This is a genomic window from Erythrobacter insulae (assembly GCF_007004095.1).
GTDB lineage: Bacteria > Pseudomonadota > Alphaproteobacteria > Sphingomonadales > Sphingomonadaceae > Erythrobacter > Erythrobacter insulae.
On record NZ_VHJK01000001.1, the window covers coordinates 532,785 to 547,188 of the forward strand.

At 57.3% G+C, this 14,404-nt stretch carries 11 protein-coding genes; 9 read left to right on the forward strand and 2 right to left on the reverse strand.

The window, feature by feature from the left end:
- The first annotated feature begins 53 nt into the window (after window positions 1-53).
- The 9 genes from FGU71_RS02605 to FGU71_RS02645 all read left to right on the forward strand — a co-directional run bounded on the left by FGU71_RS02605 (window position 54) and on the right by FGU71_RS02645 (window position 12,030).
- Window positions 54-1,421: an MATE family efflux transporter gene (locus tag FGU71_RS02605; protein ID WP_142787128.1), complete on the forward strand. Its 1,368-nt coding sequence runs from the start codon at window positions 54-56 to the stop codon at window positions 1,419-1,421.
- A 75-nt stretch (window positions 1,422-1,496) separates the two neighbouring features.
- Window positions 1,497-3,944: a chemotaxis protein CheA gene (locus FGU71_RS02610; RefSeq protein ID WP_142787129.1), complete on the forward strand. Its 2,448-nt coding sequence runs from the start codon at window positions 1,497-1,499 to the stop codon at window positions 3,942-3,944.
- Complete coding sequence (locus tag FGU71_RS02615; RefSeq protein ID WP_142787130.1) at window positions 3,944-4,396, forward strand: chemotaxis protein CheW; 453 nt, start codon at window positions 3,944-3,946, stop codon at window positions 4,394-4,396. The genes FGU71_RS02610 and FGU71_RS02615 overlap by 1 nt, the downstream gene beginning before the upstream one ends.
- A 55-nt stretch (window positions 4,397-4,451) precedes the next feature.
- A complete protein-coding gene (locus FGU71_RS02620; protein WP_142787131.1) occupies window positions 4,452-4,817 on the forward strand; it encodes a response regulator in 366 nt (121 codons plus the stop codon).
- A 101-nt stretch (window positions 4,818-4,918) separates the two neighbouring features.
- Window positions 4,919-5,956 carry a chemotaxis-specific protein-glutamate methyltransferase CheB gene (cheB, locus tag FGU71_RS02625; RefSeq protein ID WP_185960180.1) on the forward strand — a complete coding sequence of 346 codons (1,038 nt, stop codon included), beginning with the start codon at window positions 4,919-4,921 and terminating at the stop codon, window positions 5,954-5,956.
- A gap of 18 nt (window positions 5,957-5,974) precedes the next feature.
- A complete protein-coding gene (locus FGU71_RS02630) occupies window positions 5,975-6,838 on the forward strand; it encodes a CheR family methyltransferase (protein WP_142787132.1) in 864 nt (287 codons plus the stop codon).
- A 252-nt stretch (window positions 6,839-7,090) separates the two neighbouring features.
- Window positions 7,091-8,602 (forward strand): putative bifunctional diguanylate cyclase/phosphodiesterase, encoded by a 1,512-nt coding sequence (locus tag FGU71_RS02635; RefSeq protein ID WP_234035606.1) that lies wholly within the window; start codon window positions 7,091-7,093, stop codon window positions 8,600-8,602.
- A 20-nt stretch (window positions 8,603-8,622) separates the two neighbouring features.
- Window positions 8,623-10,065 (forward strand): methyl-accepting chemotaxis protein, encoded by a 1,443-nt coding sequence (locus FGU71_RS02640; RefSeq protein WP_234035607.1) that lies wholly within the window; start codon window positions 8,623-8,625, stop codon window positions 10,063-10,065.
- A 105-nt stretch (window positions 10,066-10,170) separates the two neighbouring features.
- Window positions 10,171-12,030 carry a methyl-accepting chemotaxis protein gene (locus FGU71_RS02645; RefSeq protein ID WP_142787133.1) on the forward strand — a complete coding sequence of 620 codons (1,860 nt, stop codon included), beginning with the start codon at window positions 10,171-10,173 and terminating at the stop codon, window positions 12,028-12,030.
- A 43-nt stretch (window positions 12,031-12,073) separates the two neighbouring features.
- Here the strand turns inward: FGU71_RS02645 and ccoS are convergent, their stop codons facing one another.
- Both ccoS and FGU71_RS02655 read right to left on the reverse strand, forming a co-directional pair.
- Window positions 12,074-12,289 carry a cbb3-type cytochrome oxidase assembly protein CcoS gene (gene ccoS, locus FGU71_RS02650; protein ID WP_142787134.1) on the reverse strand — a complete coding sequence of 72 codons (216 nt, stop codon included), beginning with the start codon at window positions 12,287-12,289 and terminating at the stop codon, window positions 12,074-12,076.
- A complete protein-coding gene (locus FGU71_RS02655; RefSeq protein ID WP_185960295.1) occupies window positions 12,286-14,400 on the reverse strand; it encodes a heavy metal translocating P-type ATPase in 2,115 nt (704 codons plus the stop codon). The genes ccoS and FGU71_RS02655 overlap by 4 nt, the downstream gene beginning before the upstream one ends.
- Between the last annotated feature and the right edge of the window lie 4 nt (window positions 14,401-14,404).

Consider the following 14,404-nt stretch of genomic DNA (forward strand, 5'->3'; position numbering starts at 1 on the left):
CAGTGCTTTTCGCTTTGCTATCATATCGGGCTGTCGCTAGGCGATGTGATGTAATGAGCGATGATGACACCGCCTCCGAGAATTCATCGGCCAAGCTCGTCCGGGGCAGCATCGCCAAGCATTTGATCAGCCAAACGTTGCCAGCGATCATTGGCGTGGCGGCGATTATGTCAATTGGGCTGGTGGATGCCTATTTCATCGGCCAGCTGGGCAGCTCGCAGCTGGCGGCAATCTCCTTTATCTTCCCGATCTCGGTCGCTCTTTCCAGCCTTGGTGTCGGCGTAATGGTGGGGATCAATTCGGTCATCGCCCGCGCGCTGGGCGAAGGCGATGACGCCAAAGCAGCGCGCAGAGCAAATTTCGGCATCGTGTTCGCGGTGGGCAGCGGGATTGTCATGGGCCTATCGCTTTACGCGCTGCTTGATCCGTTATTTGCGCTCATGAATGCGCCGGAAAATCTCCTGCCTCTGATCCGGCTTTATATGGAGCCCTACGCAATCGGCTTTCCGCTTATACTCGCGATTATGGGTCTGAACGGAGTGCTGCGCGGACAGGGCGAAGCGCGGAAAACCAGCACGGTATCGATCAGCTATGCGGTGGCCAACTGGGTGCTTGATCCGATTTTGATCACCGGCGCGTTCGGGTTTGAAGGTTTCGGAATTGCAGGGGCAGCCTATGCAACGATCATCGGCTGGATGGTCGGCGTGTCGGTCGCGTTGCTTCTGGTCCGCTCCAGCGAGATCCCACTGGACCTGTCACAACTGCGAAACTGCAATCTGCTGGACCCGGCCAAAGCGATTGTAAGCGTGGGCCTGCCGGCGGCATTCTCCAACGCTATCAATCCGATTGGCCTGTCGATCCTGACCTCACTGATCGCGCTCGAAGGGGAAGCTGCGGTCGCGGGTTTTGGCGCTGCTGGGAGATTGCAAAGCTTTGCGACCGTGCCGCTTCTCGCCCTATCGGGATCAATCGGCGCGATTGTTGGTCAAAACTGGGGTGCGAAAGAATATGGGCGGGCGCGAGAGGCCGCGCTTTACGCCGGTCTGTTCTGCATCGCCTGGGGCCTGTCCATAGCAATCGCAATGGTCGCCGCTGGCGAATGGTTCGCCGATTTCTTCACGGAGGATCCCGCAGTCATAAGCGAGTTCGCTTTGTATCTGAAAATCGCTGCGTGGGGATATGCGGGCTTTGGTTTGCTGATCGTCGCGAATGGAATTCTGAACGCTGTCGGCCGCGCCAGATACGCGTTGGGGCAATCTGCACTCCGCGTATTTTTGATCATGTTGCCAATCGCTGTGCTGTTGCAGCCGAGTTGGGGAAGCGAGGCGATTTATACTGCGGAGCTCGCGGCAAATCTGGTCGGCGCAGTGACCGGGATCGCGCTGATCTATTACATTCTGCACCGTCGAGCCCCCAACTAGGCGTCACGTTACCCTTCGTTAACCATCATACGACATAGAGATACCTCGAATTGCAATTTTGGGGACACTGGCGTCATGGATGACCTGCTGGCGGATTTCGTCGCGGAAACACGCGAAATGTTAGAAGCCAGCGAAGGTGAGATAATCGCCTGGGAGGCTGATCCGACGGACACCTCGCGCGTCGATACAATCTTTCGCTTTGTTCACACGGTGAAGGGCAATTGCGGCTTTTTCGATTTTCCTCGCCTTGCCGGTTTGAGCCACGCTGCCGAAGACGCTTTGGCCGATTGCCGTGCCGGGCGGCGCGATCCCGATGCCTCTCTTGTCAGCGCCGTACTGGCGATCATTGATCGCATATCTTTGATGGTGGACGCTATCGAAACCGGCCAGCCATTCGCCGAAGAAGGCGACGAAGCCCTGATCGCGGCGCTTGGAAACGACACACAAACCGGCATGGACACTGTGGATGCCGCCCCCACAGCCGCGCAGCCTCCGGCACACGCTCCGGCGAATTCCATATTGGGCAGCTACGATAATTCCGACGAAGCAGAGCAAGCCTTGAAACCCGATGCCGCTTTGCCTGTTCAACGCAGCATCCGTTTGCCAGTGGATTTGCTGGACCGGGTGATGAGCGGCGTTTCCGACATGGTTCTGGCCCGCAACGATTTGGGCCATCGTTTGCGTCAGGCTGGCACCCAGCCGACGATCAACGGGCCATTCGAGCGTTTGACCACAATCCTTTCCGACGTGCGCGACGCGATCACCCGGATGCGCATGCAACGGATCGAAACCGTATTTGCCGCTTTGCCTCGGCTGGTGCGGGATTTGTCTGCCGAGCTTGGCAAACAGGTTATGATCGATCTTGAAGGCGGTGATGTCGAACTCGACCGGGAAATGGTCGAAATGGTGCGCGATCCGCTTACGCATATCATCCGCAACGCCATTGATCACGGGATGGAGACGCCATCAGACCGGCTGCGCAAAGGCAAACGCGAAATCGGTTTGTTATCCATCGCCGCCCGCCAATCCGGCAACACGATCTCGATTGTCGTAAATGATGACGGGCGCGGCCTTGATGAAGAAAAAATCGCGGCAAAGGCGGTCAGCACAAAGCTCGTCACATCGGCTCAGCTGGCCAATATGAGCCGCGAAAGCATTCTCCAGCTGATCTTCGAACCCGGCTTTTCAACCGCTGATGAAGTCAGCAATGTATCCGGCCGCGGCGTTGGCCTTGATGTCGTGCGCGACAATCTTCAAAAAGTTGGCGGCAGCATAAAAGTATCAAGCCAGCCGGACGTCGGCACGCTGTTTACCCTGCAGATACCTCTCACACTCAGCATTATCGCCGGGCTGACTGTTGAAGTGAAAGATCAACGGTTCGCCATCCCCCAAAGCTATATCGAAGAGATCATTCATTCCTCGGCCAAGGCGCTCGATTTCAACCGTGTCGGCGAAACCGCACTGGTAACCTTTCGAGGCCAACGCGTTGCCTGCTTGATGCTGTCCGAGGTTCTGGGCCTTGATACCGATGACATCGCCGAAGGTGAGCATACGATGGTTCTCTTGCGGCTTGCATCAGGCGATCTGTTCGCGATCGCTGTCGATAATATTCACACACACGGCGATCTCGTGGTGAAACCACTCGCTCCCGCAGTGATGCGCAGCGGCTATTACGCCGGCTCAACCTTGCTCGATGACGGGCAACCGATCCTGCTGCTTGATGTGACGAATATCGCGAGCGAATACGGACTGGTCTCTGACGCCCGTACGCGCGTGCTTCAGACCCCGGAAAATGCAGCGGCCGAGGCAGATAAAGACATCCAGCGGGCCATGCTGTTCACAGATTTCGACAATCGCCGCTGCGCAGTCCGGCTTGAACTGGTCAAGCGGATCGAGACCGCGCCTGCCTCTGCGATTGACCTAAGCGGTGCAAAACCGAGAGCGGTCATCGACCACATGATTTTGCCGGTTATCGGATTGCCTAACGGCCAGATTCCTCTCGAAAAGATCCGGCTGCTGCGATTGAGCGATGGCGATTGTGAATTGCTGTATGCCGTTCGGGAAATCGATGACGCGGTCGAGCTGACAGCAGCGCTCAGACCCGCACAGGATGACCCGCTCATTGAAGCCATCACACTGGTGGATGAAAAGACCGTTTCCCTCATTGATGGACACGAGCTTTTCAGCCGGTTTGGCGAGCCGCCCGAAGTGACTGCCAAGCCGCTTTGCCGCCTGCCCGGCAGCGAATGGGCGCGCACGATACTGGGTCCGCTCGTAACATCTGCCGGATACGAAATCGCAGATAATGCCTCCGTTCCGCGAGACGATGGCAGCGAAGTCTGCATCATGCTTGAAGAAGAATACGAAGCCGCCGAGGCGTTGGAAATGCCGCTGGCCGGCCCTGTCATCCGGTTGCGCAATCTGCCTCAGGCTACGCCGGGCACAGAGACAATTTATCGCTATGATCGCGATGCTCTTGTCAACGCATTGCAAACAGCCCGCATCCAAGGGGGGAAACGCTAATGACTGATCTTATGGTCATGGCCCAGATCGCCGGACGCCGGTGCGCCTTGCACGCATCCGATGTGCAATCGGTTATCGAATTGGGCGCAATCACCCCTGTCCCGAGAACACCCGATTTCATCACCGGGATCACGGCGCTTCGCAGCCAAGCTCTAACCGTAATTGATTGCCGCCGGGCACTCGGCTTTCCAGCAAATGACTGGAACACCGATTCCCGCGCTGCGGTCGTCTCCGTGGACGGATATTCCTATGCGCTTGTGATCGACGCGATCGAAGACATCACCACAAGTCTGGGCGAAATCCAGCAAATAACAGGCGGTTTCGGCAAAGAGTGGTCGCGAGTGGCCACCGGTATGATCGAAACAGCCAGTGGGCCCGCCCTGCTTATTAATCTTGCCGCGCTCATCGCGGGACCGGACGACAGTTTCGGTGAACTCTCAAGCGCAGCTTAATTCAATAGTTACCCGTCTGCCTTACGCCTCAGGCTTATAATAAATAGGGGTCTCCATGAAAACGTGCCTGATTGTCGATGATTCGCGGGTTATCCGGAAAGTGTCGCGACACATTCTAGAGACGCTCGGCTTTGAGGTCAGCGAGGCTGAAAATGGCCAGATTGGGCTGGATGCTTGTGAAAGCGCCATGCCCGATGTCGTCTTGCTCGACTGGAATATGCCGGTCATGACCGGCATCGAATTCATCACCCAGCTTCGCAAACGGCCCGGCGGAGACACTCCCAAAGTGGTTTTCTGCACCACAGAAAATGATGTTGCCCATATCCGCGAGGCAATCCAGGCAGGCGCTGACGAATACGTGATGAAGCCTTTCGATCATGAAACACTCCAGATCAAACTGCAGTTGGTCGGCTTCGCTTGACTGAAAAAGAGCCTCTTCCCAGCCGATTGCTGAGGAGGCCCAGCGCCGAGCCCGAGCCTGCTTCAAAGGCTGCGGTACAATCGGACGCAGGCATCCGCGTGATGATCGTAGATGATTCGCTCACTGTGCGGACAATATTCAAACGCATGGTCGAAAGCGATCAACGCATGACGATTGCTGGCACCGCGAGCAGCGCAGAACGCGCCATCGCACAGCTCGCCAAGACGCCTGCAGATGTTATTTTGCTCGATCTCGAAATGCCCGGAATGGGCGGGCTCGAAGCCCTGCCCGCAATTCTTGATACAGCCGGCAACGCGCAAGTCCTTGTCGTATCTTCTCTGACGGAAGACGGCGCTGAGGCTACGGTCGCTGCGCTGTCGATGGGCGCAGCAGAGACGATGTTAAAACCGCGGCCCGGCGGATTTAACGAAACATATCGCACCCAACTGCTCGACAAGATCTACGCGCTTGGAGGCAGCGCAGCCGAAGCAGCCCAGCCGGATGCGAACGCTTCAAACAAGGCACGAATTGGATCTGCACCAAGGCGCGGCAAGCGACCCGAAGTGCTTGCAATTGGCGCATCCACAGGAGGCATCCACGCGCTCAATTTGATGTTGCGGCAGATCAGACCAGACTTTGATCTGCCGATCCTGATCACGCAGCATCTGCCTGCCTCGTTTGTCCCTGTTTTTGCGCGCCAGATCGAAGTCGCCTCGGCGCGCAAGACTGTCATCGCCGAAGACGGCCGCGAGATCCGCAAAGGCGAGGTGACAATCGCGTCCGGCCTTGGCCACTTGATCGTGCGCCGGTCGGGTGAACGCTTAATCACCAAGACTTCCGTTGAGCCCGTCCCCAGCGGCTGTTTACCTTCGGTCGACCCCATGCTTTCCAGCCTTTCCGCCGCTTGCGAGGGCCGCGTGCTTGCCGTAATTCTTTCGGGAATGGGCCGGGACGGCCTGAAAGGCGCACAGGAACTCGTTGACAATGGCGGTACCATCTATGCGCAGAACGCCGAAACAAGTGCGGTCTGGGGGATGCCAGGTGCCGTGACGAAAGCCGGCCTCACCAGTCTGATCGGTTCGCCAGAAGATCTTGGCAGGGCAGTTGCCGTGCCCTTGCCCATTGCAGCAGCGAAATAGGGCAGGTGAGATAACTTCATGGAAGTAAGCCAAGCATCTTACCAGATCATCGCCGACCTTTTGGAAGCGCGCACCGGCCAGCATTTAACCGAAAGCCGCCGTTGGCGCGTCGCGACTGCATTGTCCGGCGTGTTCCGCGAACACGGAATATCCAATGTCGATCAATTGGTCTGCTTGCTGGATTTGCCCATGCGCTCGCCCGGAAAACCGGACCTGTCACAGCAGGTTGTCGAGGCGCTGCTTAACAACGAAACATATTTTTTTCGCGACAAGCCTACCTTTGACCAGCTGCCTGAAAACATCCTGCCTGATCTGGCGAGCAGGCGGGAAGACACAAGACGCATTTCGATCTGGTGCGCGGGCTGTTCAACGGGGCAAGAAGTCTATTCGATTGCCATGCAGATACTGGATTCGCCCGAACGCTGGGATGGCTGGACGATCGACATTCTGGGAACAGACGTGTCGCACCGCGCAATCAACGCAGCGCGCAATGGCGTTTACAGCCAGTTTGAGGTCCAGCGCGGGCTTGGCGTTGCCCAAATGCTGCGACATTTCGAAGAAACCAGCCAAGGTTGGCAGGTTAGCGAAAACACCCGGTCAATTTCTCGCTTTCAACAGCACAGCATTTTGCTGGAGCCGCCAGCGCGGCATCGTTTCGACCTGATACTATGCCGCAACGTCTTGCTATATTTCGATCAACCGACGCGCGCGCGCGCTTTCTCGCGGCTTTCCAGCGCGCTCATGCCTGATGGCTTCCTGATGCTCGGCGCGGGGGAAACTGTGGTTGGACAAACCGATGCGTTCACCCCTGTGGCGCGCCGGGCCAGCATCTATGAAAACAGCCATAGAGCGATCAGACGTCCGGCAATGGCAATCGGATAAAAGACACAGCGCCGATCAGACTGGTGCTGCGCCCCCATCGGGCGGCATCACTTAAAGTGAACGATAGATCCCCTCCAAAGCCTCTTAAATGGGCTTTCCGCGCCGCTCAGATTGGCCCGCGTTTACCTTCCGTTATCCATTGCTGTTTAGAAAGTCAGGCTAGGAACTGTGCCATCGTCGACACCGACAGGCGGTACGCAAGCTCATGCTAAACGGGGAAATGTTGTGCGGGCAGCACGAAAGCCAATACGATTGACCAAGACGGGTCTGGTGGTCATGCCGCTGGCCGTTTTGACGATCGTCTCTGCTCTCATCATGCTCGTTGTGATTGCCAGCGACCGGATTGCATTTGTTTCTACCGGTGCCCTGTTCATCGCAGCCGCCCTGATTTACGCCGCCACGCTGGTTTTGCTGGGGCTTAAAGGCTTTGCCAATATTGACGAGTTTGAACACGTCGCGAGGCGCGATCGGTTAAGCAATTTGCCCAATCGCAGAGCTTTGCACGCCGATATCGAACAACTTTCCGAAGGCGATGAAGAAGTCGCGATGGCCTTGATCGATCTTGATGCGTTCAAGCAGGTCAACGACCATTACGGACACGCTGTGGGCGATCAGCTGATAAAGAAATGCGCTGATCTGCTGCTTGAAACTTGCGGCGAAGAGGCCCGTTGCTACCGGCTTGGCGGCGATGAATTCGCGGCTGTAATGGGCGGCCAGACAGCCGGAACAATCCTTGAGGGCATGTGCCGGTCCCTGCTGGAAAAGCTCGCATCCCCGATTGATATCGGAACGCGCCAGATCACCGTCGGCGCCAGTATCGGTCTTGCCCGCAGCACCGCTCGCCACCGGCTTGGATCTTCGGAAATGCTCCGCCGCAGCGATGTCGCAATGTATATGTCCAAGCGCGGCGGCAAGATGCGTTGCACGTGGTTTAATGAGACGTTTGACCAACGCCGCGAAGCGGTTCGGGAACTCGAAGATGATCTTCGGGCCGGGCTCGCCAAAGATGAATTCGAAATCGCATATCAACCGCTCGTCCACGCTGCAAATGGCAGCATCGTCGCGGTTGAAGCCCTGCTGCGCTGGAATCGCAGCGATGGCCATAAAATCGGCCCGAATGTCTTTATTCCGGTCGCTGAAGAAAGCGGCGTTATCAATCCAATCGGCGTGTGGGTTTTGCGAAAGGCTGTTTGCGATGCTTTGCGCTGGGGCGGTATCACGCTGTCTGTAAACATTTCAGCGGCCCAGCTGCGCAACCCGGAATTTCCGATCAAACTCGGAGAAATCCTCGAAGAAACCGGTTTTCCGCCCCATCAACTCGAACTTGAAGTGACCGAGACCTGCCTCGTGCTCGACCCGGTTGTGGCCGAGCGTACTCTCGATGTCATCCGCGGTTTTGGTGTGCGCATATCGCTCGATGATTTTGGGACAGGATATGCTTCAATCGGATTTTTGCGGCAGTTCCGTTTTGAAAAACTCAAGCTTGATCGCACTCTCGTGGTTCAGGCGGGTGAAGATGATGGCAGCCGCGCGATGATGCTTTCCAGCATAGCCGTTGCGCGCGCGCTCAACATGGATGTCACCGCCGAAGGTGTCGAGACGAACGAGCAGGCAGACATGGTCCGACTTGCAGGCGCAGACCAAATTCAGGGCTGGCTTTATTACAAAGCAATGCCCGCTGAAGAAATCGACATATTGCTAAAGAAACAGACAGCAGATTCAGATGCTGCAGCAGTAACCTCCCATAAAGGACAGGCAGCGTGAGCGCACTTCAGGATCTAACAATGAACGCCGAAACCTCAAAAGGTTCACCGGCGCAGACGATCTCTACCGAACCGAGCCCGGCTGCGTTTCTTTATGACGAAAATGTCGGTTTTGTGACCAACGTGTTCAGGAAACTCGGCACGATGAACAAAGTCGTGCTGACCGTTGGCGCGCCCACAGCCCTGGTCATTTTGACCGCTGTTTTTTCGTTCATTATCCTGGGTGATATCTCCGCGCAGTTGGCAGTTGGCACTCCCGAAGCGATCGCCGCGGCGGCGGCGGATGCGGGCAAACTGCGTTTCGCCCTCATTGCATCAGTTGCGATCGGCATCGCCATGACCGTGTCTCTGATGATCATAATTCGCAAAGACATCGTCGGGACATCAATTCAACTGATTGATTGCATGCGCCGAATAGCGAACGGCGAACACGATATTGTTGTACCGCACCGCACCCGCGTGGATGAATTCGGTGACCTTGGAGAAGAGATCGAGGGCATTCGTCTCGCCGGTATTGAAATGGCAAGATTGAGTTCGGAACGCGCAGACAGCGTCGCATCCGAATTGGAAGAGCAGACACGTTTGCAGGTAGAGCGCGATCACGCCCGGACCGAACGAGACGCCATGATCCGCAATCTGGCCGACCAGTTTGAACGGACGGTGGGCGATGTTGTCAGCGGGGTCGCATCGGCCTCCACCCAACTGCAGACCACCTCTACAATGATGGCCAGCACAGCAGAACAAGCGACCCAGCGCACGGTCGAAGTCTCGGCCGCGATGCGTGAAGCCAATACAGGCGCAACGGCCGCCGCGGCGGCCAGCGATGAATTCGCGATGTCGATCGGAGAAATTAGCCGCCAGGCCGCATCATCGGCGGAGCTTGCACGCAAAGCGACAAATTCGGCCAATGAAGCCGATCAGACAATTTCTGAATTGTCAGCCTCTGCTGATCAAGTTGGCCAGATTGTCGAATTGATCCAAACCATTGCGCAGCGCACCAATCTCCTCGCGCTCAACGCTTCGATCGAAGCGGCTCGGGGCGGCGAAGCAGGCCGCGGTTTTGCCGTGGTTGCCAGCGAAGTGAAAGAACTCGCGATGCAGACGAGCCGCGCCACAGAACAAGTCGGCGAGCAAATTCGGGCGATGCAATCAACAACAGTTGCCAGCGTTGCGGCTTTGCGCTCCATATCGGATCAGGTTCAAGAACTTGAAACAACTGCGGTTTCCATCGCAAGCGCGGTCGATCAACAATCTGTTGCCGGACAAGATCTGGCCAGAAGTATCGATCTGGCTGCAAGAGGTACAGATCAGGTTTCGTCCCACATCGAGGAAGTGCATGAGCTTTCGACCTCGACGGGCGCCGCTGCCAGTCAGGTCCTTTCGAGCGCAACAGAGCTGGAAAAGCAGGCAACGACCCTAAGCGGTCAGGTCAACGCGTTCCTCGCCAAGGTTCGCGCCGGTTAAGCTGAATACAATCCGTTCAGGCGCTTTTACTCGCCTGCTGGAAAGGTTTTGGAAACCATTTTCATTCAGACATGCCGATAGGTTTTTAAATCAGGATCGGCTGAAATGAACATGATGAGCCAACAGGTGCTGCGCGGCGATCACGCAGCCTCTTTGCAAGGCAATCAGGCCGTCAATAGCCCTGATGCCGACAACGAATTCGGTCAGGGCGAACCCTCCCCCCAAAGCGGCTTTGACCGTTTCAAATGGTTTGGCGATCTAAGGATCAAGGGCAAAATCCATGCGATCTTCGGCACGTTTTTTGGTGTGTGCTTCGCCGTCACCCTGATCCTGTCGATCGGTTTGACGGAGCTTTATTTCCGCTATCTCACATCCTCAGAAGTGCGGGACGGAGTTGTCTCGGCAATCAATTTCCGCGGCGCCGCCGGTGAACTCAGATACGATTCTGTCCGCTATATATTCGGGAAAGAAGAGGAAGGCCTGATTCGCCAGCGCGCGAGTTTCAAAACGACTGAAGCACAGCTCAATGACCTGAGTATCATCGTCGAAGAACAGGTTCCTGCTCTTTCCAATCGGCTGAACGGCGCGAAAAGCGATCTGGCCGCCTATGATGATACATTTGAAGAACTTCTCGCAAAATTGGCTTCACAGGGCCAGAGTCCGGCGTCTGCCGCGCTGGCCTATCAGCTGTCCGAGCAAGGCGATGCCCTGTTCGATCAGGCGGATAAAATTGCGATGGAGCTGTCCGCATATAGCGACGAGATCGAGCGTAACGGGGCAGAATATCTGACCTTGATGTCCCGGATCATCATCGTGCTAGGCGTCATCGCGTTTCTGGTTCTGCTTGGCGGCCTTAAATATCTGTCGAGTGATTTTTCTCGGAAGCTTGTAGAGATCAGTGACGGCATGTCGCGCCTGGCCAAAGGCGATCGTGATTTCGCGATTGCCGGCCACGATCGTAAGGATGAAATGGGGGAAATGCTGCGGTCTCTCGCATCGTTCAAACGGTCGCATCGGCAGATGGAAATCTGGGCGAAAGAACGCGCCGAGAGAGCAGACGCAGAGATCCGCATTCAACAGGACCGCGCGCGCGATCAGGAACAGGAAGGCGAGAGAAAAGCCAATATGATGGCCGATATCGCCCGTCAGCTTGAACAATCGGTCGGCGAAATCGTTGAGCGAGTGACCGCTGCCTCGACCGAGCTGAACACCACTGCGGCGCAGATGAAGAATACGGCCGAAAATACCAGCGAACGTACGATCGAATTGTCGCAGTATATGGCGGAAGCCCGCACCGGTGCAGCCTCGGCTGCGGCAGCCAGCGATGAATTTGCAAGCTCGATCAATGAGATCAGCCGCCAAGCAGAATCGTCCAGCCAACTGGCCAGACTGGCTACTGATGCCACGCAGGAAGCCGACACCACAATCGTCGAACTTTCGGCATCCGCAGAGCAAGTCGGGCAGATTGTTGAATTGATCCATACGATTGCACAGCGCACGAATTTGCTCGCTCTTAACGCGTCAATCGAAGCCGCCAGAGGCGGAGAAGCCGGGCGCGGGTTTGCCGTTGTCGCGAGCGAAGTGAAAGAGCTCGCCATGCAGACCAGCAGCGCAACACAGCAGATATCTGATCAAATCAGCTCAATGCAAAACACCACCGGTGCAAGCGTCGCCGCGCTGCGATCAATCGCAAGCCAGGTAAGGGAGCTGGAATCTGCCGCAGCAGCCATCGCAAGCTCTGTCGATGAACAATCGGTTGCTGGACAGGAATTGGCGCGCAGCATTGATTTGGCCTCTCGCGGGACAGAGAAAGTTGCAGATCACGTTGAAGACGTGCGCACGCTATCCCTTTCCACCGGGGCAGCCGCGACACAGGTCCTCGCCAGCGCAGAAGATCTCGATCATCAGGCAAACGCTTTGAATAACCAGATCGCTGCCTTCGTCGAGCAAGTGCGGACACGCTGATATTGTGAGGATTGACAACCCGGAAATCTGGACCGCCTAAGGCTTAGACCGGATCAATATCCTGCGAGTCCAACCCTTCACTATCCCCGAATCCGGCCCCGAATCCGGCCCCGGATCCGGTCTCGTCATCGATCAGGATGCGGGTCGCGGCGCCCTCCATATCCTCATACTGGCCACTGCGCATCGCCCAAAAAAATGCGGCGAGACCGGCGGCCCCCATCAACAGCGCAATCGGGATCAGATAAACCAAACCTGTCACCTCGCGCTCCTTGAAAGCCGCAGTGAATTGGCCACGACAACCAGCGAGCTGATCGACATCGCAATCGCCGCGATCAGCGGGGTGACATATCCGAACAGCGCAAGCGGAACGGCGAGCACATTGTATCCAATCGCAAATGCGAAGTTCTGCCGCACGATCCGCATGGTCGAGCGGGCAACGCGCACAGCAAGTGCGACCGGCATCAGTTTTTCACCGATGAACACCGCATCGGCGGCCTGCTGACTCGCATCGCTAGCGGTTCCCGGCGCGATCGAGGCATGCGCGGCGGCCAGAGCCGGACCATCATTCAGCCCGTCGCCGATCATAAGCGGGTGCTTTCCTTCACGCTTGAGCGCTTCGAGTGCGGCGAGCTTTTCCTTGGGGCTTGCTGCGGCGCGGCCTTCGATGCCAAATTGCGCCGCTGCGGCGCGGACGGCGGCTTCGCGATCGCCCGACAGGATGCTGGCCTCCACACCTTGATTAGACAATGCTGCAAGGGCTTCCTTGCAGTCTATCCGCATGGGATCGCGGAAATGCAACGTCTGCACCGCGCTGCCGATCCGCAGCCGAGAGGCGAGCTCGCTGGAGGTCGAAGATGCTTTCTCCAATGCGACTTCGATACCGTTCCAAAGCCCGGTCAAACCCTCACCGCCTGTTTCGGATACCTGTTCTACGCCAGCCGGTTGGACACCTGCTTCCCGCAACGCTTTGGCAAGGCCCAGACTGAGCGGATGGCGGCTGTTTTGCGCCAGTCCCAAAGCGACAGAGCGCGCCTGTTCGTCAAGCCCGGCAATGTCAGGGCGCGCTTCACCAAGAGTGAGTGTGCCGGTCTTGTCGAACACCGCCACATCAATCTCCGCCAACCGCTCCAGCGCGCTGCCGTCTTTTATCAGCAACCCCCGCCTAAGGAGCGCGCCAGACGCAACGACCTGAGCCGTCGGCACGGCCAGTCCCATCGCGCAGGGGCAAGTGATGATGAGCACCGCAATGGCGATTACCAGCGATTGATGCCAACCTGCACCTGCGATCATCCATCCCGCAAAAGCCAGCGCAGAAAGCGTGTGGACAGCGGGCGCATAGGCGCGGCTGGCACGGTCTGCGATGCGGACATAGGCGCTGCGCGATTGCCCGGCCTCGTCCATCAAACGTGCAATATCGGCAATGACGGTGTCATCCGCCGTATGCGTCAGGCGAACGCGCAATGGCGCTGTCAGGTTGATCGCACCTGCATGGACCGGGCTGCCGATGCCGACGCTTTCCGGTGCGCTTTCCCCCGTCAGCAGCGCATTGTCGATCGCGCCGCAACCGTGTTCAATCTCGCCATCTGCAGCAAACGCCTCCCCCGCCGCGACCAGCACCAGCATTCCAGGCTCAAGGTCGGCAGCTTTGACCCGCGTGGCCGAACCGTCAGGGGCGAGAACGCTCGCGCTTTTGCCCATCCTGCCCAGCAATGCGCCGATACCTGCGCGGGTGCGGCCGCGCATCACCGCATCAAGCGCGCGGCCCGAAAGCAGGAAAAACAATAGCATCACCGCGCTTTCAAAATAGGCGTTCTCTCCTCCCGTTACCGTCTCAAACAGGCTGAGCCCAGTCGCTAGCAGAACACCGATAGAAATCGGCACATCCATATTGGTGCGGCGATATTTGAGAGCCATCCATGCTGAGGCAAAGAACGGCTTTCCCGAATACGCAATCACCGGCATCGCGATCAGCGCCGAGAGCCAGTGGAACAGATCCTTCGTCGCGCCGCCCGCGCCGGACCACACGCTGACGGACAGCAGCATGATGTTCATCATGCCGAACCCCGCCACACCAAGCGCCCGCATCAATTGCTTGCGCTCGTCATCTTCGATCCCGAGCGGATTGTCTTCGATTGGCTGGGATTCGAAACCCAGCTTGAGCAGCGCCTCGCTCAGCGCCTCTTGAGCAAGAGCCGCGTCGTGCTTGATCGCCACGCGCTTGGCCGAAAAATTCACTCGGGCCGAAATTATCCCGTCGATCTTAGGCAGTTCACGCTCAATTTTGGCGATGCAACCGGCGCAGCGCATCCCCGGCACAGTAAAGCGCGTGTCCGTTTTGGCGCTTTCGGCCGGAGCAGAGACGGGGATCATGCGT

Bases quoted from the DNA above. Each gene is read 5' to 3' on its own strand.
- FGU71_RS02605 (WP_142787128.1), top strand. From the start codon at position 54: ATGAGCGATGATGACACCGCCTCCGAGAATTCATCGGCCAAGCTCGTC.
- FGU71_RS02610 (WP_142787129.1), top strand. From the start codon at position 1,497: ATGGATGACCTGCTGGCGGATTTCGTCGCGGAAACACGCGAAATGTTA.
- FGU71_RS02615 (WP_142787130.1), top strand. From the start codon at position 3,944: ATGACTGATCTTATGGTCATGGCCCAGATCGCCGGACGCCGGTGCGCC.
- FGU71_RS02620 (WP_142787131.1), top strand. From the start codon at position 4,452: ATGAAAACGTGCCTGATTGTCGATGATTCGCGGGTTATCCGGAAAGTG.
- cheB (WP_185960180.1), top strand. From the start codon at position 4,919: ATGATCGTAGATGATTCGCTCACTGTGCGGACAATATTCAAACGCATG.
- FGU71_RS02630 (WP_142787132.1), top strand. From the start codon at position 5,975: ATGGAAGTAAGCCAAGCATCTTACCAGATCATCGCCGACCTTTTGGAA.
- FGU71_RS02640 (WP_234035607.1), top strand. From the start codon at position 8,623: ATGAACGCCGAAACCTCAAAAGGTTCACCGGCGCAGACGATCTCTACC.
- FGU71_RS02645 (WP_142787133.1), top strand. From the start codon at position 10,171: ATGAACATGATGAGCCAACAGGTGCTGCGCGGCGATCACGCAGCCTCT.
- FGU71_RS02655 (WP_185960295.1), bottom strand. From the start codon at position 14,400: ATGATCCCCGTCTCTGCTCCGGCCGAAAGCGCCAAAACGGACACGCGC.